22 protein-coding genes and 1 riboswitch are annotated in these 25,982 nt (G+C 38.1%); of the genes, 5 read left to right on the top strand and 17 right to left on the bottom strand.

Annotation, left to right across the window (positions count from 1 at the left end; translation table 11 throughout):
- Positions 1 to 37: 37 nt before the first annotated feature.
- Complete coding sequence (locus JP39_RS02625) at positions 38 to 733, bottom strand: DUF554 domain-containing protein (RefSeq protein ID WP_041498751.1); 696 nt, start codon at positions 731 to 733, stop codon at positions 38 to 40.
- 73 nt (positions 734 to 806) lie between these two features.
- Positions 807 to 1,619, bottom strand: coding sequence for a MerR family transcriptional regulator (locus JP39_RS02620; RefSeq protein ID WP_041498752.1), 813 nt, complete (start codon positions 1,617 to 1,619; stop codon positions 807 to 809).
- Positions 1,620 to 1,792: 173 nt separating this feature from the next.
- On the opposite strand from JP39_RS02620, the gene JP39_RS02615 reads away from it, so the two are divergent.
- Positions 1,793 to 4,276: a DUF11 domain-containing protein gene (locus JP39_RS02615; RefSeq protein ID WP_041498753.1), complete on the top strand. Its 2,484-nt coding sequence runs from the start codon at positions 1,793 to 1,795 to the stop codon at positions 4,274 to 4,276.
- A gap of 284 nt (positions 4,277 to 4,560) precedes the next feature.
- A complete protein-coding gene (locus tag JP39_RS02610) occupies positions 4,561 to 7,020 on the top strand; it encodes an isopeptide-forming domain-containing fimbrial protein (protein WP_169751860.1) in 2,460 nt (819 codons plus the stop codon).
- A gap of 51 nt (positions 7,021 to 7,071) precedes the next feature.
- On the opposite strand, the gene JP39_RS02605 is transcribed toward JP39_RS02610, so the two are convergent.
- The 3 genes from JP39_RS02605 to groES all read right to left on the bottom strand — a co-directional run bounded on the left by JP39_RS02605 (position 7,072) and on the right by groES (position 10,203).
- On the bottom strand, positions 7,072 to 7,644 hold the full coding sequence (locus JP39_RS02605) for a hypothetical protein (protein WP_041498755.1): 573 nt from the start codon (positions 7,642 to 7,644) through the stop codon (positions 7,072 to 7,074).
- 591 nt (positions 7,645 to 8,235) lie between these two features.
- Positions 8,236 to 9,867 (bottom strand): chaperonin GroEL, encoded by a 1,632-nt coding sequence (gene groL / locus JP39_RS02600; protein ID WP_041498756.1) that lies wholly within the window; start codon positions 9,865 to 9,867, stop codon positions 8,236 to 8,238.
- Between the two features lie 51 nt (positions 9,868 to 9,918).
- Positions 9,919 to 10,203: a co-chaperone GroES gene (groES, locus tag JP39_RS02595; protein WP_041498757.1), complete on the bottom strand. Its 285-nt coding sequence runs from the start codon at positions 10,201 to 10,203 to the stop codon at positions 9,919 to 9,921.
- A 142-nt stretch (positions 10,204 to 10,345) separates the two neighbouring features.
- On the opposite strand from groES, the gene JP39_RS02590 reads away from it, so the two are divergent.
- Positions 10,346 to 10,972 (top strand): CPBP family intramembrane glutamic endopeptidase, encoded by a 627-nt coding sequence (locus JP39_RS02590; RefSeq protein ID WP_245626347.1) that lies wholly within the window; start codon positions 10,346 to 10,348, stop codon positions 10,970 to 10,972.
- Between the two features lie 448 nt (positions 10,973 to 11,420).
- Here the strand turns inward: JP39_RS02590 and JP39_RS02585 are convergent, their stop codons facing one another.
- From JP39_RS02585 to JP39_RS02575, 3 genes are all read right to left on the bottom strand, one after another.
- Positions 11,421 to 12,701 carry a cation:dicarboxylate symporter family transporter gene (locus JP39_RS02585; protein WP_041498758.1) on the bottom strand — a complete coding sequence of 427 codons (1,281 nt, stop codon included), beginning with the start codon at positions 12,699 to 12,701 and terminating at the stop codon, positions 11,421 to 11,423.
- Positions 12,702 to 13,215: 514 nt separating this feature from the next.
- Complete coding sequence (gene manA / locus JP39_RS02580; RefSeq protein ID WP_041498759.1) at positions 13,216 to 14,184, bottom strand: mannose-6-phosphate isomerase, class I; 969 nt, start codon at positions 14,182 to 14,184, stop codon at positions 13,216 to 13,218.
- Positions 14,185 to 14,204: 20 nt separating this feature from the next.
- A complete protein-coding gene (locus tag JP39_RS02575; RefSeq protein ID WP_041498760.1) occupies positions 14,205 to 14,855 on the bottom strand; it encodes a redox-sensing transcriptional repressor Rex in 651 nt (216 codons plus the stop codon).
- 136 nt (positions 14,856 to 14,991) lie between these two features.
- Between JP39_RS02575 and JP39_RS02570 the strand changes: the two genes are divergently transcribed.
- Positions 14,992 to 16,902 carry an ABC-F family ATP-binding cassette domain-containing protein gene (locus tag JP39_RS02570; RefSeq protein WP_041498761.1) on the top strand — a complete coding sequence of 637 codons (1,911 nt, stop codon included), beginning with the start codon at positions 14,992 to 14,994 and terminating at the stop codon, positions 16,900 to 16,902.
- A 612-nt stretch (positions 16,903 to 17,514) separates the two neighbouring features.
- Entirely contained in the window at positions 17,515 to 18,366 is an 852-nt protein-coding gene (locus tag JP39_RS02565) for a DUF368 domain-containing protein (RefSeq protein ID WP_041498762.1), read from the top strand.
- A gap of 27 nt (positions 18,367 to 18,393) precedes the next feature.
- Here the strand turns inward: JP39_RS02565 and JP39_RS02560 are convergent, their stop codons facing one another.
- From JP39_RS02560 to rsmI, 9 genes are all read right to left on the bottom strand, one after another.
- Entirely contained in the window at positions 18,394 to 19,104 is a 711-nt protein-coding gene (locus JP39_RS02560) for a hypothetical protein (protein ID WP_041498764.1), read from the bottom strand.
- Between the two features lie 105 nt (positions 19,105 to 19,209).
- On the bottom strand, positions 19,210 to 20,553 hold the full coding sequence (locus JP39_RS02555; RefSeq protein WP_041498766.1) for a PFL family protein: 1,344 nt from the start codon (positions 20,551 to 20,553) through the stop codon (positions 19,210 to 19,212).
- A 9-nt stretch (positions 20,554 to 20,562) separates the two neighbouring features.
- Complete coding sequence (locus JP39_RS02550) at positions 20,563 to 20,829, bottom strand: ACT domain-containing protein (RefSeq protein ID WP_041498767.1); 267 nt, start codon at positions 20,827 to 20,829, stop codon at positions 20,563 to 20,565.
- A gap of 458 nt (positions 20,830 to 21,287) precedes the next feature.
- Positions 21,288 to 22,289, bottom strand: a complete 1,002-nt coding sequence (tsaD, locus tag JP39_RS02545) for a tRNA (adenosine(37)-N6)-threonylcarbamoyltransferase complex transferase subunit TsaD (RefSeq protein ID WP_174795706.1) — start codon at positions 22,287 to 22,289, stop codon at positions 21,288 to 21,290.
- 31 nt (positions 22,290 to 22,320) lie between these two features.
- Entirely contained in the window at positions 22,321 to 22,851 is a 531-nt protein-coding gene (gene rimI / locus JP39_RS02540) for a ribosomal protein S18-alanine N-acetyltransferase (RefSeq protein WP_245626346.1), read from the bottom strand.
- Positions 22,835 to 23,557 carry a tRNA (adenosine(37)-N6)-threonylcarbamoyltransferase complex dimerization subunit type 1 TsaB gene (gene tsaB / locus JP39_RS02535; protein ID WP_041498772.1) on the bottom strand — a complete coding sequence of 241 codons (723 nt, stop codon included), beginning with the start codon at positions 23,555 to 23,557 and terminating at the stop codon, positions 22,835 to 22,837. Before tsaB ends, rimI begins: the two co-directional genes overlap by 17 nt.
- A gap of 67 nt (positions 23,558 to 23,624) precedes the next feature.
- Positions 23,625 to 24,146 (bottom strand): folate family ECF transporter S component, encoded by a 522-nt coding sequence (locus JP39_RS02530; RefSeq protein ID WP_041498773.1) that lies wholly within the window; start codon positions 24,144 to 24,146, stop codon positions 23,625 to 23,627.
- Positions 24,147 to 24,203: 57 nt separating this feature from the next.
- Positions 24,204 to 24,298, bottom strand: a riboswitch (THF riboswitch).
- Between the two features lie 61 nt (positions 24,299 to 24,359).
- Positions 24,360 to 25,103: an acyl-[acyl-carrier-protein] thioesterase gene (locus JP39_RS02525; protein ID WP_041498774.1), complete on the bottom strand. Its 744-nt coding sequence runs from the start codon at positions 25,101 to 25,103 to the stop codon at positions 24,360 to 24,362.
- Positions 25,103 to 25,978, bottom strand: coding sequence for a 16S rRNA (cytidine(1402)-2'-O)-methyltransferase (rsmI, locus tag JP39_RS02520; protein ID WP_041498776.1), 876 nt, complete (start codon positions 25,976 to 25,978; stop codon positions 25,103 to 25,105). Before rsmI ends, JP39_RS02525 begins: the two co-directional genes overlap by 1 nt.
- Positions 25,979 to 25,982 lie beyond the last annotated feature (4 nt).

The following is a 25,982-nucleotide window of genomic DNA, read 5'->3' as shown; positions in this document are numbered from 1 at the left end:
AACGATTACAGCAACACACATATTAAATATATTTTATTTAAAACAATTGCATGACAGCGATAACCACGATTGGTACCACTAAAGATGGCAATAAATTCAAAACTTTTATTTTTTTAATATTTAACAAACCTAGTCCAGAGGCCATGATTAAAATACCTACGACTATTGTCAGTTCCGTAATCATATTATTGTTGATTGAATTTTGCAACAACATGGCAATCAAGTAAATACTACCCTGCCAAGTGAAAACTGCCACTGCGGCCAAAGCCATTCCGATACCAAATGTCGATGCCAAAACAATGGACGTGATTCCATCAAGCATCCCATTGGTAAATAGGAAAGTATAATCTTTGTTCAACGCTGCTTGAATTGGTCCCAAGATTGACAATGAACCGATACAGTATAACAAAATACCAGTAGCTAAACCTTCAGCCAAATTGTTGCCACCACCCTCTTTTGGCTTAGAAAACTTAGCAACCAAGTTATCGAAACGTTTTTCCAAATTGAGTGCTTGCCCAATCAATCCTCCAACCGCCAAACTGACAATGAATAAAACTGGATAGTGACTTTTTGGCATATGTTGCACGACGGCGTTTAGTCCAATGGCAATCGCAGCCAATCCCAAAGCCTGTGTCAGGATCTCATTATACGCCGGCTTGATTCCTTTTTTGAAATAACTACCGACGAAACTTCCTACTAAAATCATGCAGACGTTAAAAATTGTTCCTATCATAAGATCCCCCCTAAATGATGATGTTAACTTAAAATTATAAACTCTCTAGTGACTAGAGGGTCAATAATTTTTCTTAATCTTTAATAGGAATCCGAATTTCCGTCACATATTTTGAATATTCGTTGGTAATACCGTAATCAATCAAAGCTGTTTCAACCGCTGGACCAATAATCTGATAAGCATGTTTTTGACAATAATCCAACAATTTTTGATACTGCTCAGTCGCATTATTATGCGTCCCGTGAAATCTCAAACGCAAATACTTGCCGGCAGCCAATGAGCCAGTATCGTCAGTATCATCCCCCGGTTCCAATATTAGTAACAGACCACTGTAATCAGAAAGATTTTGCTGTTGTAACTGTTCCATAGAAATCCTCAACGCAATTTTTCCCAAAAAAATATTCTTATCCACCCCATATTTTTGTCGCAAGGTTACGATAGGAAATTCAATATCATCACTGGGACGATAATTTTCATCTAAATAAATTACGGGGATTTCTGGCAAATCAATTAATTCAATCGTATCTAATTTGCTATGTGTAGCATCTTCAACTTGTCCAATTCGAGCGTCAATTCGCTGTTCAACGTTTTGTAAAACTTTAATTTGTGCCTGAACTTGTGATTTTTGTTGCTTTAGCATTTCTTCCAATTTATCAATATCACGAGCTTCAAAGAAATCTTTAATTGATTCAACTGACAAATCCAATGCTCGCAAATAACCAATCACATTTAACCGTTCGAATTCTTGTGTCGAATAGTAGCGATAATTCGTTTTAGTATTGACTTTAGCAGGCTTCAGTAAGCCTACTTCATCGTAATAACGCAAGGTAGATATCTTGATATTAAACAGTTCAGCAAGCTGACCAATCGAAAAAAATTGATTCATATTTTTCTTCCTTTTTTTATTGAGTGTTTGATTCATTCTGTGAAAAAAATAACATTGAGATGTGAATCATTAAATTAATTATTATAGATTATAATAAATCTGAATGAATTTGGACAAATTAGACTAAATTTTATAACTATTAAATTTTTAATTGTATTTTCGGGGGAATAAAAATGAAAAGGAATAAGTTGGTCACAAGAATATTATTTGTTTTATTTACGGCTTTGATGATGTTTTTGACGGTTATTCAATCGCAGACCATGGTCAAAGCTGCTACAGCACAAGACTACGCTGATGCTGAAAAAATTTTCCAAAAATATGATGGCATCACCAACTGGAAACTCCAGAGCAACTCTCCATCCAATTCAATAGGAAAAATCCCTATAGGTGGAAACATTTCTCTTGGGTACACCTTCGGTGCAGCTCGTAATTCAAGTGGCGTAGTTACATCTGGTGACAACACTATTACTAAACAAAGTAAATCTACTATGATCAATAGTGTTCCAAGTATCTCCAATGGTAAAATAAACGTTTTTTTGATTTACGGCAACAAATATTACGGAATATTACATCAAGGAGCTAATTCATACATTGGAACTGGTGGCACACCACAAACTGCTTCTGACTCTTCAATTGATTATGCCTTGCTCACTGGTGGGAGTTCCACTTCGAATTACTATTCGGGCATGAATTTACTTACAGGTCTAAATTTGATTGACTCAGGAGCTGGTATCGACAAACAATACTACACAGGTACAGACGCTAACGGTGCTGCTGCATTTAAACTTTTGGGATACTATAGCAGAAGAAATGTCTATGTAGAAATAGTTCTAAAGGCCTCCATAACGGGCGCCCCCATTGTCCAACGGGAATTATACGTCTATAATCCATCCACAGATAAAACGTCATACACACAATTTCAAACATTCTACGGTGAAGATACTGGGTTGAACCCTAATAATGGCGATACCACAGTTGATAACGTTCCAATGTATGCAATTGGTAAAGGAGAAGGCTTATACCTAATGAGTGGTTCAAATTATAATCCGGCTTCAAAGTTATTTGTTACTAATGACGTTACTGGTGGGTTTAAGGACTTCATGGGTAGAATCCTTACTAATCCAACCGATTGGAGTATCAAAGGTAAACAAAATAAAAGTACTTCCGATATTACTAATCCTAAGATTCCTTGGAATGGAACTTCAGAAGGTCAAAATGGTGACACAGCTGACGCGGCTGGAACTAACCTATTAAAATCTAATGGCTATGATGTTGTTAACTCAGCTGGACTTCAAGATTCAGCTTATACCCTCAGATGGCCGTCAACTGACTTATATGGTGGTCAAGTTGCAGAATACTCCTCTACAATTGGTGCAACCGTTGCAGGTTATGCTATTCCAATTGTCAGTAAAACATATACCAACCTTACATCACCAGGAAGTACAGTAAACCAGGTCGGTGATAAATTAAGATTTACCTTGAACGTTAAAAATGAAGGTTATCAATCTTCATGGTCTATGACTAGAATTCTCGATAAAATGCCTGCTGGTTTGACAATAGATAAAAGTACAACTCTAAGCTCAATTATAAATGGCGACAATATTGATTTTAATCCCAATTCAAGTGTTGGCGTAGGAGGATCCGCCACTTTCACCTTTACCGCAACCATAAATAACCAAGCTCCCTATAATACTGATGAAAATGGTAATTTAACCAATACAGCCCAATTTACAGGTAATAATGTTAACCAAAATGATTCAAAAACATATAAATCTAGTATCGACATCCCTGTTGAAGCTCCTAAATTTAAATATCGTTTCACTAAACTAGTTAGAAATGACACAACTGATCCTAATGGTAACTTTGAAAGTAGAGCTACTGGTAAAAAAGGTGACACCATCGAATATAAGGTTGACTTTATCAGCAATGGTACCAGCACATTTAATGGCGCTAACTTTGCCGATAGTTTACCTGAAGGTCTAGAGTTAGTCCCTGGCAGTGTGACAATGGACGGTGTAGCAAAAAATGGTTTGAACTTCTCAGTTAATCCACTATCAAACAACGCCACTCACACTATCTTATTTAAAGCAAAAGTTACTGGTATCGACGCGTCAACAGCATCTAATACCGCCTACTTTAACAATGTTGTAACTAGTAGCGGACAATTAAACAGCATTTCTACTGAAGCTCCGGCCATTGTAGATATTGAAGCTGCTCCCCTGACAACTTCATTTGTAGAAGTACCAACAACAATCGACTTTGGTAGCGTCAATAGTGCTGGGCTTGAAAGGACTCTTTCAAATGTCAGCACAACTGGCAAATTAGTTGTCACCCACTCAGCTGACACACCATTTCAAGTAAGCGTTAGTTACGATAACAATGGTGATCAACCTATCGCAAGTAACGGTACCAAGTTGATTCAAGATGGCGGTGAATCATTGCTATTCAATCAGGCCAAGAGTGATGCTGATGAAAATTGGCATTCCCTTACACCTGATCCTGTTCCAATCAAGAGCGATGGATTCAGCGGTTCACATACTAACTATGATCTAACCGACTATATCGGTGCTAAAAAGTGGAAATTACGTGTTCCCGCCGATAGTAAAGCCGGATCTTATAGTGGTCAAATAACTTGGTCAATCAATGATACTATTTAATAAAATTAAAAAATGGAATCAGTAATCATAATTGATTATTGGTTCCATTTTTTGTACATATCACTACATCTAAAGCAATTATCTATAATTTTACTTCCATTATTATTCCTATTATTTATAAAAAATGATTCCTTAAAGACAAATAAGGTCTTATAATCAGGTTGTTGATTTATTTAATTATAAAATAACATGTGAATTATCTTTATTTTCAGGGAGGAATAATGATGATGACAAAATTATATAAATGTATCCCCAAACTTTTGGATACATTTTTTATTACGTTTATGCTTATATGCTTCTTTAGTAATCAATCCTTGACTGTTGAGGGTGCAGGTCAGGGAGATGTTGAAACTAATATTTCCAGGATCAATGATGGAATCACTAATTGGCGGGCACAAACTTACGCCACAACAACTAATAATGTCGGTCAGATTTCTCTTGGTGGTAATGCTTCTTTAGACTATACCTTTGGAGCAGCGCGGGATGCTAACAATAATGTAGTCCTAAACGGGGCTGATAACACCATTCTCACGGATTCAGGTGTTAGTGGTGCAACTTCACTTTATAATTCCAAAATTAATATTTTCTTTAACAACAATGGTAAATATTATGGGATATTACACCAAGGTGCAAACTCATATAAAGGTGGTAGTCCCGGAAATGCTTCTGACACATCTCTTGACTTTGCTTTAGTAACTGGTATTTCAACTCTTAGTTACAGTAACTATTCAATTCTAAAACAAATGAAATATAAAGTTTACTATACCGGAACCGATAGTCGCAGTAAACCAGTGTATAAGATTGGTGGCTTTCTTTCAAATCAAGGTATTTACGCAGAAATATTACTACGTCCATCCCTTTCTGGCGCACCAATTGTTCAAAGAGAGTTATATTTGTACAATCCCACAACTTCAGTAAAAAAGTTCCAAATTTACTATGGTGAGGATACTGATATGGATTCTACTGGATCAAATTCTTCAGATAATGTCCCTATGTATGCAATTGGGGACAATAAGGGATTATATCTTTACAGTACCAAAATTGCTTCAGATGCCTCATCAAAACTTTTAATAACTAACGATGTTACTGATGGCTTTGATAACTACATGGGCGAAGCTTATACGAGTCCTTATGACTGGGCAAAAAAAGGAAAACCTTCTGGTAATTCTGGTACATTGACTAGTCCTATGCTCACATACGACAAAGATGATGCAGATAATATTGGCGATTACAGTAGAGTTGCTGGTTCTCCATTACTATATGGTGTGGGTTCCGGTGGAACAATTTTTCCAATCGTTAATGGTGATGGCGTACAAGACTCAGCTTATGCTTTAAGATGGAATCCAACTGCCATAAATCCTGGTCAAACGACACACTATAGTTCAGCTATCGGTGGTACTTTACCTGGTTATGCCACACCAACTGTAAGTAAAACTTACGTTAATAAAACTAGAAATACCGGCGGTAATCAAGTTGGAGATACGCTTCAATTTACACTAAGTGTGGGCATCAGTGGTTCGAGTTGGAATTTTAATCGTTTGTTAGATACTATGCCAACCGGATTAACCTTAGACCCTAGTTCTGTAAAATATGTTTGGACACAGACACAATCAACTGGTTCTGGAAGTAATATGCACGATGTTGATGTCATTAAAGGTTATGGAACCGCTCCAGCTTCAGGTACTACTAATAATCAAATTGACTACAATCCAAATACCGATATCGGCGATAAAGGTAAATACGTTGTCACATACGATGCAACAATCAACAATAAAGCTACTTCGACCGTAACTAACAACGCTGATTTCACCGGTCACAACGTTGTACATAATACTGGCGATGTCACAAATCGTGCAACTACAAATATTCCTGTTACAATACCTAATTTCAAATATCAATTCACCAATCAAATCCGTAATGACACAACTGATCCAGATGGTGCCTTTTCTAGTTCAGCTAGTGGTAAAAAAGGCGATATCGTTGAATATCAAACTACTCTAAGTCCTATCGGAATAGATTTCTTAAAGTCTGGCCATTTCAATGATATTGTACCTGACGGACTTGAGTTAGATCCTGATAGCATTACAGTCAATGGTTCTAAGAAAAGTTCGTTGGACTTTGACGTAAGTACCATTACCAGTGGTAATCCTTTAACAGTTGATTTCAAAGCTAAAATCACTAGTATTAATAAGGCAACTGTCTCGAATACCGCCACGGTAACCAACGTCGTCATAAATCCTAGTACCAATTATGGGACGATAATCTCTGACAATGCTGACCTTAATATTGAGGAAACTCTCCCAACGACGTCATTTGTCGAAGTTCCTTCAACCATTGATTTCGGTAGCACCACGTCTATTGGAAATCCCCGGATGCTAAATAACGTAAGAACTGATGGTAAGCTAATCATCAATCACAGTGCCAACACACCATTCAATGTCTCAGTTTCTTATGACAACACAACTGATCCTATTGAGAGTAATGGTAATAAATTGATTACTTCTGATAGCGACAATGCAATGATGTTTGATCAAAGTAACGATGACAATACGCCTGACTGGAAACCAATCGTTATAGACCCTGGTGTACCAATTAAAAGTGGTGGTTTCAGTGGTTCATATAACAACTACGACTTGAGTGGTTACATTGGTTTGAATAAGTGGAAATTGCTTGTTCCTGCCAATTCAAAAGCTGGTAAATATAGCGGTAAAATCACCTGGTCAATTGATGATACCCCACAATAAAATATAAAAAAATGGAACCAATAATCGATTGTGATTATTGATTCCATTTTTTTACGCATTCTGATTTTCTTGCTTAATAATTTCAGCTGGAATATCGGCTTCTGAACAAATCACAGCAATAACGTATTCAATCGTTTCACTGTCATCCCAATCAGCTGACAAGTCCAAATTAACCTGACGACCATCATTCAACTTTAATTCTAAATAGTAAGGAGTTGGCAAGTGGAACATAATCTTCTTAGGAGCGTTAAATGAGCCTCCTAGAATATTACTGGGCGCATTCATCTCTTTACCCACAACTACCGTTAAAGCCTTTATATCCTTAAATTTGAAGTCCAATTGGCTTTCACTAAAAGGAAACAAAACTGACTGCAATCTGATACTGAGATTTTGATAATCGTAACTGCGAATACCCTCATCATCAATCTCCCAGTAGCCGTAAAAATCACTCATTGAACGCGCGTAAAGCAAGGCAATAATAACTAAAGCAGTAACGCCCAAAAGTACAGCCAACAAAGTAACCTTCGTAAAGACAAATACCAAAACTCCCACAACTAATCCAACAACTAAGCTGACCGTCATAGGTACGTAATTGATCTTACGACCAAATTCAATACTATCCATTCTGATTCTCTCTTCTATTTTCTATTCGACAATAACTCATTTTATACTTTTAAGGTCCAGATAGGAAATGAATTACTTGTTTGCCATCTCCAGGGATGAGAATATTAACCTGCTATGCGGACCGGCTCGAGCCAAAGTACGGTCTCGAACCTCGGTTTGAAGCCTTACCAAAAACCGGTAAGTCTCCAAACTCGCCCGGTGGTGTAATGGCTAAAGCCATAACGCCACAACCACAGCTGGTTAATATTCTCATCCCTTCCGATTCTTTTTATAGTCAATCATTCCCACACATACATCTATCAAACTAGAGCTGATATCATAAACAAAAAATTCTATTGATAAAAAACCAGCCAGAGGGGAACAGTGATGGAGCCTGCAGTTCAAGTTGTGTTAGAGCTTCAGCTCTTACATAACTGACGTATTTTGAGATTTGCGCACTATGCAAACCTCAAAATCGAGGTGCGAGACCGTGGCTCGGACCGGTCAAACTGCGGCGGAATCACTGTTCCCCTCTGGCGGCATATTTAAATACAAAAAAAACGTCAGCAGAATTTAATCTACCAACGTTTATAATTGTTTAGTTTAAATGGACTACATCATACCGCCCATACCGCCAGCAGCTGGGTTAGCAGCAGGTGCGGCAGGAGCATTCTTATCAGGCTTGTCAGCAACAACAGCTTCAGTTGTCAACAATAGTGAAGCAACACTGGCTGCGTTTTGTAGAGCTGAACGTGTAACCTTAGTTGGGTCGATGATTCCGGCGTCAACCATGTTTTCCCACTTGTTAGTTGCAGCATTGTAACCAACTTCGTTCTTTTCATTCTTGATGTGTTCAACGATAACTGAACCTTCCATACCAGCATTTTCAGCAATTTGACGGAGTGGTTCTTCAAGAGCACGGGCAACAATATTGATACCTGTTTGAACGTCGCCTTCAGCTTTAAGAGCTGTAACTTTATCAAGAACGTTCATGAAGGCTGTACCACCACCAGCAACGTAACCTTCTTCAACAGCGGCACGTGTGGCATTTAGAGCATCTTCAATTCTGTACTTACGTTCCTTCAATTCGGTTTCAGTAGCAGCACCAACTTTAACAACAGCAACACCACCAGCTAATTTAGCTAGACGTTCTTGTAACTTCTCTTTGTCAAAGTCAGAAGTTGTTTCACCGATTTGTTTCTTGATTAGATCAACACGTTCCTTGATAGCATCCTTATCGCCAGAGCCTTCAACGATTGTTGTGTTGTCCTTTGTAACTGTAACCTTACCAGCTTGACCCAATTGATCCATTGTTGTGTCTTTTAGTTCAAGACCAAGGTCTGAAGTAATAACTGTACCACCAGTTAATGTAGCGATATCTTCAAGTTGAGCCTTACGACGGTCACCAAAGCCAGGAGCCTTAACAGCAACGACGTTGAATGTACCACGAATCTTGTTCAATACAAGTGTTGGTAATGCTTCACCGTCAATATCATCAGCGATGATCAATAGTGACTTACCTTGTTGAACAATCTTTTGTAGCAATGGCAAAACATCTTGGATATTTGAAATCTTCTTGTCAGTAATCAAGATATATGGATTGTCGAGGTCGGCTTCCATCTTGTCGTTATCAGTAACCATGTATTGTGAAATGTATCCACGGTCGAATTGCATACCTTCAACAACGTCTAAAGTTGTATCGATACCCTTTGATTCTTCAATTGTGATAACACCATCGTTACCAACTTTTTCCATGGCATCAGCGATCAATTTACCAGTTTCTTCACTAGCTGATGAAACTGAAGCTACTTGAGCAATATCATTCTTACCAGAAACCTTGTGTGAAATCTTGTGAAGTTCGTCAACAGCAGCGTTTGTTGCCTTTTCGATACCACTTCTGATACCAACAGGGTTAGCACCGGCAGTAACGTTCTTCATACCTTCTTTAACAATTGCTTGTGTCAAAACAGTAGCAGTAGTAGTACCGTCACCAGCAATATCATTTGTCTTTGAAGCAACTTCAGAAACAAGCTTTGCACCCATGTTTTCGAAGTGATCTTCTAGGTCAATACTCTTAGCGATTGTAACACCATCATTTGTAATTTCAGGTGCGCCATAACTCTTTTCAAGAACAACGTTTCTACCCTTAGGTCCGATTGTTGTCTTAACTGTATCAGCTAGTTTATTAACACCATCCAACATCTTTGAACGTGCATCTTCTGAAAATTTAATTTCTTTAGCCATTAATTTTCACACTCCATAATTTAAAATAAATTTTTCTTGTTTAAGTTTTAATTAGTCAACGATTGCCATGATATCTTTTTCATGAAGGATTAAATATTCACTGTCTTCATACTTAACTGTTGAGCCTGAGTACTTGTCAAAAAGAACCTTGTCACCCTTTTTAACGTTCATAGGTAATTTAGTACCATTATCAGCAACTAGTCCGTCACCTACGGCAACAACTTCGGCTGTTTGTGGCTTTTCCTTAGCGTTGTTTGCTAAAACAATGCCACCAACTGTCTTTTCTTCTTCTTTATCGACTGTTACAATGACTCTATCTCCAAGTGGTTTTAACAATTTAAATACCTCCAGTAATATTAATTCAATGTTTTTTGTATATCTTTTAGCACTCAACTATCTCTTGTGCTAATCACAAGTTTTATATTAACATTATATTGTGAAGTTGCAAGTATTTACCTTTAAAAATATGGGGGAAATTATGTCTTATCGAACAAATCAGTTTTTCACATTACTGGCTTATATCCTGTTGTTATCGTTAGGAACTATCCTGACAATGTTCTCTATCACAGGCTCAGCCTACTTTATCACCGTCACCATTGCATCATTGATTGTCACTGGTCTAATGATTTATTTAGTTAAACAAAGTGGTCCTTTAGAATTTGAGAAAAAAACTAATTTAAATCACGATTTGCAGTGGATAATTTTAGGAACTGTGGGCGCATTGGTAGTCCAATTCGGAATTGGCTTTGCGGATAAATTATTATTCCATGCCAGCACCGATTCACAAAATACGCTCAGTTTACTGTTGATGGTTAAAGAATATCCATACTATTTCATCTACGTGATGATAGCTGCACCAATTATGGAGGAAATCATCTTCAGACGTGTATTCTTCGCCAACTTGATCAAGCCTACTAACATTTACATTGCTGCTATTGTTTCAGCGTTCATGTTTGCGTTTATGCATCAGGATACTAGATTTTTGGTTTATGTCTTTATGGGATTGTGGTTCTCATATGTTTACTACAAGTCGGAAAATATTTATGTAAGTGCCGGCAGCCATATTATTATGAACGCTATTGTTTTAACGATTGGAATAATGTAGTTGTTTGCCGCCTCCGGTTTCGAGGGAGATGAAGTTGCCTGCTGTGGGACCGGTGCGAGCCAAAGTACGGTCTCGCACCTCGATTTTGAGCTCCGCAAAGTACGCGAATCTCAAAATACGTCCTGTGCTGTAAGGCCGGAAAACCACCGACCTAACACCACTGCCACTGCTGTTCACTCCCTCGAAACCTCCGGCTCGTGTATTTTAAAATTTTGGTATTGCTCTCCGTCGATATATATAAACTACGAAAAATACAAAAAAGATATCTGCAATTTTTAAAAAATTTGCGGATATCTTTTTTGTATCCTCATTTACCAATTCCAAACAAAATACTAATACTCAAAATTACACAATAAGCCAGCCTTCGGCGGCATAAAAAAACAGCCTGCCTTTTCGGCAAGCTGTTCTCTGTGTGTTTAAATTGTTTTTCGACTACATGGAGTGCTAATTAGTCCCCACGTGTGTATGACGCAACGTACTTCTTCCGTTTCTCATCATCGAACTCTTTTTCACTCTTAGCAATAATAACTGTAGCTAGTGAATTTCCGACAACGTTGACGGCTGTACGTCCCATATCTACGAGACGGTCGATACCTGCAATGAAGGTCAAACCTTGCATTGGTACACCAATTGTTGATACTGTGGCTAGGAGTACAACAAACGATGCTCCGGGCACTCCGGCCATCCCCTTTGATGTTAACATCAATACCACAACAAGGGTAATTTGTTGCCCAATGGATAGGTGAATATTATAGGCTTGAGCCAAGAATAAGGCAGCCAATGATTGATAAATTGCGGAACCATCAAGGTTAAATGTATATCCGGTTGGAATTACAAAGGAGACGATACCTTTTGATGATCCATAATCTTGCATTTTTTCCATCATCTTTGGCAAGGCTGCTTCAGAACTGGCGGTGGTAAAAGCAAGTGTAACTTCATTTTCAATAATTCTAAATAATTCATAAAATCTAACGTGGAATAAGTGACCGACAAGTGCCATGATAACGAATACGAAAAACGCCATTGTCGCATAAGCAATCAGTATGAATAATGCCAAGGGTTTTAACGAATTGAAACCCATTTCCCCAACGGTAACACCGATCAAAGCACAGACACCAATTGGAGCTAAACGCATAACCCAGTTAGTAACTTTAAACATTACGTTCGCAACTGCATTTAAAACATCGGTAATAATTTTACCTTGCTTACCGATTGAAGCTGTTCCAAGTCCAAAGAGAACTGAGAAGAAGATAATTGGCAACATATCACCTTTGCCCAAGGAAGCGAAGATGTTAGTTGGAATGATACTCATCAAAATTGACCAAATACCCGAATGTTTAGCCGTTTTGGCGGTCGCTGTATATTGGCTAATATCCGAACCTTTTAGACTATGAATATCAATATAGGTACCGGGGTGGGTAACATTAGCCACCACAATACCAATAATAATCGCTAAAGTAGTCATGATTTCAAAATAAATTAACGTCTTTAATCCAATTCGACCAAGTTTTTTAATATCACCCATATTGGCGATACCAACAGTCAAACAAGAAATAACAATTGGTAACACAATCATTTGAATCATCGAAATAAACATTGTCCCGATGTTCTGCATTACCTGTATAGCAACCTTATTCTGGTAAAATACCTGTCCTAAAACAATACCTAGGATCAAGCCAATAATAATTTGCCACCCTAGACTAACTCGAAAAAATCGTTGTCTTTGCAATTTTAAGTCCCCTTTTGAATTAACATATCTTTAATTATAGAAGATTTTTTAAGGAATGGGGAATTGATAGCGATTTCAAATTAAAATAAATTTCATTTTATTAGCTATGACGAACATTATTTGTATGTAGCGGTGATATTGTTCTATTTTTAATTGATTTTCGGATAAAAAAATACAGAATATACGGATTTATTTTTCCGTTATTCTGTATTTAGTGAATGATTTGTTGATTTTTTATTAGAATTGGTTAATTTTGATGCTGGTTATTTGATTGTATTATTAATAATATTACAATCGAAGAACAGCATTTTGTTTTGGATATTTTAGAGTGCATTAGCAATATATACCGGCAGCGGTATTTTAGACCTTTTTGCTGGGCATGCTGCGGCTCTAAAACGAGTTCCGCAGGCCAATTTCTTCCGCTTTGCCAACTTCCCAAATCATCCGCAAAGTACGCGGATAATTCGTGAAGTCATGCAAATGCTCGGAAATTCCCGGGCCTGCTCCACTCTCTCTAGGCTTCTCCTGATTCTGAAGCAATAATATCCAAATCTCCAGCTAGTGTCCAAGCATCTACTGTTGCGGGTACAATCAAGTGAACGCCTTTCTTCAAATCGTAATCCTTGCCATCAACGGTAATCTTACCTTCTCCACTAAGAATTGAGATCAATGTATATTTACCGATTTGGTGATGTAATTCAACTGGTTCTTTAATTTCCCAGTGATAAACTGAGAAGAATGGTGAAACTGGTGGTTGAACGAATGTTGTAAACTTATTCTTACCAACTTGTTTTGATTCAATGTTTAATTTTGGATCTTTATGAGGAACTGTAATTGTGTCTTCTGATTGTTTGATGTGAAGATCACGTTTCTTACCTGTAGACTTTTCAACACGGTCATAGTCATACAAACGATATGTTGTATCACTGCTTTGTTGTGTTTCGAGTGCCATGATACCTTTGTTCAAAGCATGAACGGTCCCACTTGGTACATAGTAGAAATCGCCTGTCTTAACTGGAACTTTTCTCAACAAGTGGTCCCAGTCGCCGGATTCGATCATTTGGTCGAGTTCAGCTTTATTCTTGGCATTGTGACCATAAATTAAGTATGAACCTGGCTCAGCATCGATGATGTACCAGCATTCTGTCTTGCCTAATTCGTGTTCGTGCTCGGCAGCGTATGCGTTGTCGGGGTGAACTTGGACTGAAAGACTTGCTTCGGCATCCAAAATCTTAGTTAGCAATGGGAAAACTTTTCCCTTGGGATTGCCAAATAATTCACTATGATTTTTCCAGAGGTCGTCAACATATTGTCCAGCAAACTCGCCGTTTTCAACTTCTGATCTACCATGTGGATGTCCTGAAATAGCCCAGCATTCACCGATAGAACCATCAGGAATGTTGTAACCAAACTTAGTTTCTAACTTTCTGCCACCCCAAATTTTTTCGTGGAAGACAGGTTTCAAAAATAATGGTTCACTCATAAAAAAATTCCCCCAAAAGTTTAGTTTGTTTCTTCTGTCAATGACTTGTCACGGTCTAGGAAGAAAATCAGTGTCTGCAATTCATTTGCCAAATCGACATAGTGAACACGGATACTGTTTGGTACGTTGATAATAACCGGTGTGAAGTTCAGAATCCCTCGAACTCCAGCATCTGCCAACAAGTCAGCAGTTGTTTGCGCAGCGTTTGAAGAAACTGTCAAAATACAAACATCGATCTGTTGTAAGTTAAGTTGTTCCTTTAATTCACTAATGTCATAAACGGGAACACCGCTCTTAACTGTACCGACAATTTCTTTATTTATATCAAAAGCTGCCGCAATTCGAACATTATTTGTTCGAGAAAAGTTATAATTTAGTAAGGCGTTACCTAAATTACCAACACCAACTAAGGCTACATTGGTCCGTTTATCTTGATTCAACAGCTTTTTAAAGAATGCTACTAAATCGTTTACATCGTAGCCGTATCCACGTTTCCCAAGTGCACCTAGATATGAGAAGTCACGTCTAATTGTAGCACTGTCAATCTTGACCCCTTCTGATAGTTCACCAGAGGAGATTTTTTTTGTGCCCTCGTCCTTGAGAAATTGGAAGTAACGATAATAAATTGGTAAACGCTTTATTGTTGCGTTTGGAACTGTTGTTTTTGTCATAATTTACCACCATATGTGTGTCATTTCACTAACATTCATAGTAAATAAAAATCACTAAAAACGCAATACGTTAAACCTATAAAGGCATAAATTATTAATTAATGATAAAATTGTGAATACATAAAGGAGTTATATTTTGATTTTATTACAAGCACAGAACATTACGAAAAATTTCGGTACGAAGAAACTTTTTTCCAATGTCAGTTTCGAGATACAAGACAACAGCCGCATTGGTTTGGTCGGTCGAAACGGGGTTGGAAAATCTACTTTACTGAAGATTATCTCTGACCAAGAGAGTTATAACAGTGGCAACATTGCCCTAAAAAAAGATACCAATATCGGTTATTTAGCCCAAGATTCTGGACTCGATAGCGACAATCAAATTTTTTTGGAAATGGAAAAAGTTTTTGATTATCTCAAAGCTCAAGAAAAAAAGATGCATGCTTTGGAAGAAAAACTAGCCAATCCAAATGTCGATGACTACGACGAAATTCTCAAGCAATACGATCAATTGCAAAATACCTTCCGTCAAGAGAATGGTTACGGCTATCAATCAGAAATCCGCAGTGTCCTCAAGGGATTTGGCTTTGACGAAGATGTTTGGGAACACAAGATTTCTACCCTTTCTGGTGGTGAGAGATCTCGGTTAGCCATGGCTAAAATGCTTTTGGAACATCACGACATCTTACTTTTGGATGAACCAACTAACCACTTGGATATCAATACTGTCGAGTGGTTGGAAAGTTACCTTAAAGGTTATCGTGGCGCCCTAGTTATCGTTTCCCATGACCAATACTTCCTTGATAAAGTGGCAACTGAAATTGTTGAAATCAATCAACATTCATCAACCCACTACTCTGGTAACTATACTTTCTACCTCGATGAAAAGAAGAAGAATCAAGCCGTTGCTTGGAAACATTACGAAGAACAACAGGCAGAAATCAAGAAAACTGAAGAGTATATCCAAAAGAATATCGTCCGTGCTTCCACAACTAAGATGGCTCAAAGTCGTCGTAAGAAGTTAGAACATATGGATGTTTTGGACCGTCCCGGCAGTGATCAAGGTTCCGTTCACTTCTCATTTGAAATCGACAAGGAAAGTGGTAATGACGTTCTTTTAGTTAAGGACGCAGCCATCGGTTATGACGACGAAATTATGTCCGAACCAATCAACCTTGACGTCAAAAAAGGTGAACGTGTCGGTATTATCGGGCCCAACGGTATCGGTAAATCAACCTTTCTCAAGTCAATCCTCGGCCGCATTCCGTTAATTAAAGGAACTAGTCAATTTGGTGCCAACGTTCAAGTCGGTTACTATGACCAGAATTTAAAGGGACTCGATCCAAAGAAAGACGTCCTGCACGAAATCTGGGACCGTTACCCACGCCTTGATGAACAAATCATCCGTAAGAAGTTGGGAGCCTTCCTCTTCAGTGGCGATGACGTTCTTAAGCCAGTTGCTGGATTATCCGGTGGTGAAAAAGCTCGTTTAACTTTGACAAAATTGTCGATGGAAAACAATAATTTCCTAGTAATGGATGAACCAACTAACCATTTGGATATCGACAGTAAGGAAGTCCTAGAAGATGCCTTGAAGAGCTTCCCTGGTACTGTCCTGTTCGTTTCTCATGACCGTTACCTATTGAATACACTTGCCAATAGAATCGTTGATATCGGCAGTGAGGGCAGTAAAATTTATCTTGGTGATTATGATTATTATCTTGAGAAAACTACCGTCCAACCAGTCGCTGAAGAAGAAGCTAAAACTTCTAACGTCAGTGAAAAGAAGATGGAATATCAACAATCTAAGGAACAACAAAAGCAAGAACGTAAGTTGCGCCGTCAAGTTGAAGAATTAGAAGATCAATTGGCCGAATTGGAAGACAAGAATACTGCCATTCAAAAAGAAATGACTAAGGAAGAAAACCTGACATCATATAGCAAACTGGCTGATATGCAAAAAGAATTGGATGAAAATAAAGCTAAGCAAGATAAAATCGAAGAACAATGGACTGAAAAGTCGATTGAACTGGAAGACTTTAAATAGTACCGCCTCCAGGTGACAGAGGAAAAGATAGTTCTGCTATGAGGACCGGTTCGAAGCCTTGCAAAATCAGCAAGTCTCCAAAGTCGCCCTGTGGTGTAAATGCTAAAGCATTAACGCCACCTCCATTGCAGACTATCTTTTACTCTGTCACCCTCCGGCTATGTATAAATTTGTTTTTGTACTCAAGTAATTAAAATAACAAATCTAGAGACTATATGATCCTCATTACTTTGTGGATTGTACGTTCTCTTTTTATATACAACCACATAATCAAAACTACCAACATCACCCTGATATTCATACGTAATTACGTCCAAAATATTTATACATAGTGAACAAATAATTTCATCACAACAAATACACTAGCCGGAGGTTGTCAGTAATGTAGTTCAGCAGTGCAGGTGGCGTTAGAAAGGTGATTTTCCTTTCTTACCCCACCGACGTATTTTGAAATTCGCGGTTCTTGCGAAGTTCAAAATCGAGGTTCGAGACCGCTCTGTGGCTCGGACCGGTCGCACAGCAGAACTACATTACTGACAACCGGAGGCGACAACTTGCCATAGTATATATTTTCTGATAATGTGAACGAAATAACTTTTACGAAGAGGACCTATGAAAACAAAACGAGATACTATTTATGTGCGTTTCTTCAAAGGCGTAATCATCGCTTTAGGATTCATTCTCCCCGGAGTTTCGGGCGGTGTTTTGGCGGCTATTCTTGGTATTTATGAACGATTACTGAGTTTCATGGCACACGTCAGACAAAATTTTAAGCGTGATTTCGTTTACTTTTTACCAATTGGTATTGGTGGAATTGTTGGTATCGGTGTCCTGTCACAACCTTTGGAATACTTGCTGGCTCACTACCAGATGATTGTTCTCTGGGGATTTGCAGGAACTATTATCGGTACTCTTCCCACTCTGATTCGAGAATCAACTTCACGAACCAAGCGGGACAAATACGACGTCATCTGGTTTTTCACGATGTTGATTGGTGGCGGACTTTTTCTATTCTTCATGAATGAAATTTTGGGAACTATTCCAGCTAACTCTTTCGGATTTTTCATTGCTGGAGTTTTAATTGCCCTGGGTGTCTTAGTTCCTGGACTCAGCCCATCAAATCTACTGATTATTTTGGGACTGTACGCACCGATGTTACAAGGCTTCAAATCGTTTGCCCCCTTGGTTTTCATTCCGATTGCTTTGGGTGGAATAGTTTCCATTCTGACTTTTTCAAAGGCTATGGAAAGTTTAATCAAGCACCATCATTCACGAGTTTATCATTTCATTTTGGGAATCGTTTTAGCCAGTACTATTCTGATTTTGATTCCTAATCCTTACTCAAGCGAGAGCATTTCTTATCAAAATGTCACTGGTTGGGACTGGATTCTAAGTATCGGTTTCTTCCTTCTTGGTTGTATCCTAGCCTTGTGGATGAGCCGATTAGAAGATAAATACAAATAAAAAAACGTTGAGATTAATTTCTCAGCGTTATTTTTTTAGATAATCATTTTTAATTTTATAAGATGTCGTTAGGTTGTCATCGTCAATCGTTTGAATCGAATCCGCATATTGATTTTCAAAAGTTCGGTTATCGCCGGCTTTCAATGTTTCCAATCCTAATAAATCTTGATAGTGGAAAACTTGTTTCATCGTGAACTTGTTGCCTGACAACAAACCTAAGATTGGAAAGTCGTTTGTCTGCTCAGCCACAAAATGCATCACATTATTGAAGGTCAATTTATCGTCACCTTTAGGATTAGCCACATATCCAGTCAACGCACTATTGGTAAATTTGAAATCAACTGGATCAGTTAAGCCACTTTCCCAGGCTAAATTCCAAACTTTGGTATCACTATCATATTTGACCCGATGCCATGACTCGTAATTCATTGATGAGAAGGTATCTTTCATTGATTCAAAAATAACCGCAACGTAATCATAAACACGGATTCCATTTTCAAAAGTTACATTGATGAACGGAATAAAGATATGATTTTCATCCACAAAAGTTTGAAAGTCGATCACTTTTTCTAGAATATAAGTTTTAGCATCGTTAAAGTTAGCGTCCCGTTTTTGAACGTAGTCAAAGGCAGGAATCTCGTAGACATGATTTTCATTATTTGATGTCTTCGTATAAATATTATCGGTTTGATCATCATACTTTAAAATTACGTATGAAATCTTTGTTCTGGTTTTCATGAATACACCTCCCATACTTTGTACCACAATTTGGTCGAATAATTAAGTGATTTTTTCAAAAAAACAGCAAAAAAAATACCGATACGAATATCAGTATTTGTGAAGTTAATTTTTAAAGGAATGGATAGGTGCAGGAATTCTACCGCCACGATGGATAAAGTCCGCGGGACTGTTGGTATTGACCGCCATTACTGGTGCTCGTCCAAAGAGTCCGCCAAACTCAACTTCATCGCCAACTTTTTTACCAGTAGCAGGAATAATTCTGACCGCAGTCGTCTTATTATTGATAACGCCAATTGCAGCTTCGTCCGCAATCATTCCACTGATAGTTTCAGCCGTTGTATCGCCAGGAATCGCAATCATATCAAGGCCAACAGAACAAACAGCTGTCATTGCCTCGAGTTTTTCAATATTCAAATTGCCAGCATTAACAGCACGAATCATTTCAGCATCTTCAGAAACTGGGATAAAGGCACCTGACAAGCCACCAACGTGTTCACAGGCCATGACACCACCCTTTTTAACTGCATCGTTCAACAATGCCAAAGCAGCGGTAGTTCCGGGAGCGCCGACACTTTCCAAACCGATTTCTTCTAAAATTTCAGCCACAGAATCTCCCTCGTTAGGTGTGGGAGCCAATGACAAGTCTACGATACCAAAAGGTACGCCCAAGGCCTTAGAAGCTAAATCTCCAACGAATTGACCCATTCTAGTAACTTTAAACGTCGTCTTCTTAATAGTCTCAGAAACAACATCGATTGGTCGCCCTTTAACATGTTCTAGGGCACTCTTGACCACTCCAGGACCACTGATACCAACGTTGATGACACAATCAGCTTCACCGACACCGTGGAAAGCTCCAGCCATGAATGGATTATCTTCGACCGCATTGGCAAAAATAACTAAACTCATACAATTGACAGGATCAAATTTTGCCAAATCTTTGACCACTTGACCCATTTGACCGACCGCATCCAAGTTGATACCTGAACGAGTTGAACCAACATTGACCGAGCCACAGACACGACTAGTTTCCGTCAAAGCTTGTGGAATCGATTGAATCAATTTGACGTCACCAGATTGATAACCTTTTTGAACTAAAGCCGAAAAACCACCAATCAAATCAACACCTAAATCTTTGGCCGCCTGATCCATTGTTTTAGCATAAGCTACATAATCCTTGTCGCCAGAAGCCGCAGCAATCAAGGAAATCGGTGTAACCGAAATACGCTTATTGACGATAGGAATCCCATATTCTGATTCAATTTGGTCAGCTACTTTAACAAGATTCTTAGCTTTCGTCATCAATTTATTGTAAATTTTTTGACGAGCCTTTTCACCATCACTATCGATACAATCAAACAACGAAATACCCATTGTAATCGTCCGAATGTCGAGTTTTTCTTCCGAAATCATCTGAATCGTTTCTAAAATCGAATTAGTTTCCATGGCAGCCTCCTAAAGTTTCTGAATCGCATCAAAGATTTCTTCACGTTGAATGCGAATGTCCAAACCAGTGGCTTGACCAAGTTCACTCAAGTTATCTTTGATCGTGTCAAATTTAGTGGCATCATCCCATGTCACCATCATCATCATCGTAAAGTTGTCATGCATCAAAGTCTGCGAAATATCAATAATATTGACGTCAAGTTCAGCCAACTTAGTTGAAACCTTAGCCACAATACCAACCTGGTCGTGACCCAAAACTGTCAGAATAGCTTTCATAGTGATTCCTCTTCTTTCATCTTTCGATTGTGTTGAGGCTATCTTATATTATTTGGTTTGTGGGGGCAATAGGAAATATTAAAGGAAAAATATAATTGATATTTCATCTTTAAATTTCAGCCAAAAGAAAACTTATGCACAGCAAAAAAAGACACCACCGATTAAAACTTCGATGGCATCCCTATAAATTTATTCACATTTAAGTATTACAAAGCATTAATAATTTTGAAGACTAATTAAACTGCAATATATCAATAACCTAGAGCCCTCAAACAACTTAGCCGGAGGCTGGCAGTAATATAGCCCGCAGTGCAAGTGGTGTTAGGGCTTTAGCCCTTACTCCACTGACGTATTTTGAGATTTGCGGTTTTTGCAAAGCTCAAAATCGAGGTGAGAGACCTTGGCTCGAACCGGTCACACCGCAGGCTATATTACTGCCAGCCTCCGGCGGCAAAACCCTATTCCATATCAAAATCCAAACTAGGATCAGCATTCAAATCCAATTCTGCAAAGTCACCCTTGTCATATTGAATCTGAGCCATAGCACCAATCATAGCTGCATTATCGCCACACAAACGCAATGGAGGGAATACCAATTCCATATCCATATCACGTTTTTCAATCTCTTCAGCCAAGCGTTTACGCAAACCTTGGTTAGCTGAAACTCCACCACCAACAATCAATTGCTTAACTGGATGCAATTTCAAAGCTTTGAATGTCTTATTTGTCAAAATATCTAACACGGCGCCTTGGAAACTGGCAGCCAAATCATCCTTGTTCAACTCTTCATGAACTTGATCAGCGTGATGAACAGTATTGATAAACGCACTCTTCAAGCCACTGAAACTGAAGTCCAAGTTATCTTCTTGAACCATGGCTCTAGGGAAATTGAAAGTATCTTTTCCAACAGCAGCCATCTCATCGACTTTTTTACCAGCTGGATAGTTGATACCCAGCACACGACCAATTTTGTCATAAGCTTCCCCAACGGCATCATCACGGGTATCGCCCAAGGTGTGGAAAACTCCGGGAGCTGTGACCAAAACTAGTTCAGTGTGTCCACCAGAAACTAACAATGACATGAATGGATATTGTAATTCAGTCACAAAGTTAGCTGAATAAATGTGTCCGGCCAAGTGATTAACTTTAATCAATGGTAAATTGTGGGCAAATGCTACTGTCTTCGCTGCCATGATTCCAATCAACAATGAACCAACTAGGCCTGGTCCATAAGTAACAGCAACGGCATCGAGATCTTCGTAGCCAACTTTAGCTTTATCCAGCGCCAAATCGATACACTTAGTAACCTCTTCAACGTGGTGTCTACTGGCAACTTCGGGCACAACTCCACCGAAACGTTGGTGGCTCTTTATTTGTGTTGCAATAATATTCGATAAAATTTCCTTACCATTCTTAATAATAGCAACTGATGTCTCATCACAGCTACTTTCAAACGACATTATTAATGTATCTTTTTCCACAGTAATCTCCTCATAGATCAACGATCATTTCCCATGCATCGTGATGATTTCTAAAATAATACTTCTTATGCACAGTTCGAACTTTAAACCCAAACGCATCGTACAAAGCTAACGCTGAATCATTAGTTACGTCCACTTCTAATGACATCTTCTGATACTCACGTGCGCGACAGTAATTAAAAACTTCATTCAATAGTAAATGACCAATCCCCATATTCTGGTAATCAGCATCCACAGCTAAATTAGTAATATGCGACTCAGCTTTATCTCCCAACGAAACTCCGATAAAGGCAATCACTCGCTCATTTTCAACTAACGACAAATAAAGTGCATTCCTATTATCAATTTCCATCCGCACGATATCAATTGGCCATGGAACTGGAATTGGATAAATTGTTTCCTGAATCTTCATAAATTGAATAGCATCTTTGGGACTAGCTTTTCTTAAAGTAAACTTTCGATCTTCAATTGAAACTATTTGTTCTTCAAAATCAAATTTCATGGTTTTATTAGAAAATAACTTTTTAAACTTCTTCAACATAAGAAACATTGCCGTCATCCTTATGTCCTTTGGCATACCAGTCATGCTCAGCTTGTGTCAAACGTAAATATGTTGGCACAAAATCATCAATATCAGTAACTGGTTTCTTTGACTCAGCTAATTTGGCAAGCTTAGCTGCATCTGGCAATGAATCTTCAGCGGCAATAATTTTGGCATTTGGAAATTGATTTTGAATTAATTCTTGTAATCTTGGTGTAGCGTTGATAAATTCCAGTTGATCTTCATCATATTCCTTCAAAGCAGCGAATAATTTCTCCATTGAAGTGTGATGATCCCCAATGATACTGACAAACTTATCACGTGAGTTTTGATAAACTCCAGCAAATGCATTGTCATTTCTAGCATCCATTAATGGCACTAGAATATGAGCTTTGTCCCCGTTAGCAGCTAATAATTCTAGGCTAGAAACTCCGACTAAATTCTTGTGCAAAGTATCTGCTAAAGTCTTAGCAACTGTAACCGCGATTCTGACTCCAGTGTAAGAACCGGGTCCTTTAGCAACCGCAATTAAGTCGATATCGTCAATAGTTAAGTTAGATTCGGCTAAAGCTTTTTTAATATCTGGCAAAATAGTAATACTGTGAGTCTTCTTTTCAGTCGACTCCAAATGAGCTAAAACTTTGCCATCAACTACAACGGCAACGGATAGCGGCTTATTAGATGAATCAAATGCTAAAATTTTCATATTTATCCCTCATTCTTAATAAAACTATTTTAACACAGAATTTTTGTACAAAAAAAAATCGGCCCTATTAGCCGATTTTATTGAATTTCGAATTATCAATCCATTTAAGGACGATATATAAAAGACCCGTCTGATAAACCAGACTGAACGCCTCTTTCACAAGTCTTGGAACCAATAAAGTTACATAAGGCACGTTAGTCATCATGTGAATCCACAAAGTATTCAAACCTATATTTACGATTACTGTAATCAGCAATACAGTGAGAAAACTTCTCCAAATTGTTACTTTGTGGTTATAAAGCATGAAACCATAAATTGCACCTGCTACCAACGCTGAAAAAGTGAATCCAAGGAAGAATGCACTTCCTGCTGATAAGACTGAATGACCAATCACATCAGCTAACACATTAGCTATTGCAGCTTTAAAAGGTCCGAAATAATAACCTAATAACCCAATTGCAATAAAACTGAATCCAACTTTCAAGGTATTGCTACCGAATGATAATTTTGATAGCACCATTTGTAATGCTATCAATAACGCCATCCAAGTAACTTCTTGAACGCTTATTACTGAACTTCTACTGTTCATAATCGACATCTCCCGAAAGGAGCTGCCACCAGATATAGGCAAAAGAGACGTATATAAAGTGGCGAATGCGGATCCAAGATCGCGAGAAAACTCTTTGTTCGATGTTCACATTCCGTTCCATCGACACTTGACGCCTTGAACCCTACCCCAAATTTTTAAGTACTCGTCAATAATAACACTATATTTTCTGTAAGCAAGTATTTTGTTTGTAAATTACTTATCTTTCCATTCAAATTGAGCAATAACGTTCAGTACGTCACCATTCTTTATCCAATGAATTGATTTATTATTCGTATTATCGAGTTTCGCATATGAAACTGGTTCACTCTCAATATTCAACTCTTTGTCATATTTAATATCCATACTCTTGAGTGTGTGACTGCCGATAAAGTCCATATCTAATGTATCGACCATCCAGTCGAAATAATATGAATTATTAACATGTTTATTAACATCGATATTATAGTAACCAATATGTTGTGGTTGCTTGAAGTCGTAATCATCCGGCACTTTTAAACGATTAAAACGCTTGAGCTTAGTAGTTTCTTCAGCCCCAAACTTATCATCTAAACGATCATTGGCTCCGACAATCTTACGTTCTTTAATATCAATCAAAACAAAGGCACTTTCAGCTTTAACGATTGTGTCGCCATTTTCATCTTCAATCCAGAAATTACGATAGAAGAAATACTTATTATAACTAGTTGCTTGGGTGATAACTTTCAACTTTTGACCGAGTTTAGGCATCTGCTTAATATCCATATGATATTGAACAACGACCCAACCGAGTCCTTCGTTCTGAACCATTTCCGCACTATCTAAGTCTGACTGATGGAGCTGCTTTTCTGAAGTTAATAGCATTATATCAATCAAAGCTGACAGGCGCATTTCTCCTGAAAAGTTGACGAAATAATACGGTACTTCCATTTCAATTGCAAAAGTTCTTTTCTCTGTCACTATTGTTCCTCTCCGATTCCGTGATAAAGATTGTAAACATCCTGTTTCTTCAATCCATTACGAGCCGCAACCTCTTTGATTGCTTTGTTTGGCTTTTCACCTTGTTTAATTAAACTATCCACTGCTACGACCAAGTCATCATCAGATTCCTCTTGAGTAGCGGCCTCAACTGGCTTTCCAGCAATAATCAAAACATATTCACCCTTAGGATCATTGTCTTGATAATACTCAGCAACTTGTTCCAAACTGCCACGTAAGAAAGCTTCGTGAATCTTCGTTAATTCCCGTGCTAAAGTAATTTGACGGTCAGCTCCAAAGTTATCGATCAAATCTTGAATCGTCTTCTTAACACGATATGGAGATTCATAAACAATCGTTGTTTCCTCACGTTGAGACAGATTGTTCAAAGCTTCAGTTCTTTCCTTACCTTTACGAGGTAAAAATCCATAGAAATAAAACGGCTGTGGTGCAATCCCTGAAGCAATCAAGGCTGTAACTGAAGCAGTAGCTCCGGGTAGTGGAACCACTGGAATATCAGCCTTAATGGCAGCTTTAACTAGTTCTTTACCAGGATCACTGATTGATGGTGCACCAGCATCACTGACTTGAGCAATTTTGACACCGGCATTCATTTTTTCTATTAATTCTGGAATACGTTGAGCAGTATTATGATCATGAAAACTTATTAATTCTGTTGGTATTTCAAAATGATTTAATAAATTTTTAGTATTACGTGTATCCTCAGCTGCAACTAAATCGACGTCTTTTAACGTGTTGACAGCTCGAAAAGTCATATCTTCTAAATTACCAATTGGTGTTGGCACTAAAAAAAGGCAGCCCTTCGAATTATCAACAAAACTCCTTTGTTCTTTCATTCAA

It is taken from the genome of Companilactobacillus heilongjiangensis (genome assembly GCF_000831645.3).
Classification (GTDB): domain Bacteria; phylum Bacillota; class Bacilli; order Lactobacillales; family Lactobacillaceae; genus Companilactobacillus; species Companilactobacillus heilongjiangensis.
Note: the sequence above shows the minus strand (reverse complement) of the source record. Positions and strands in the feature narration are given on the sequence as shown.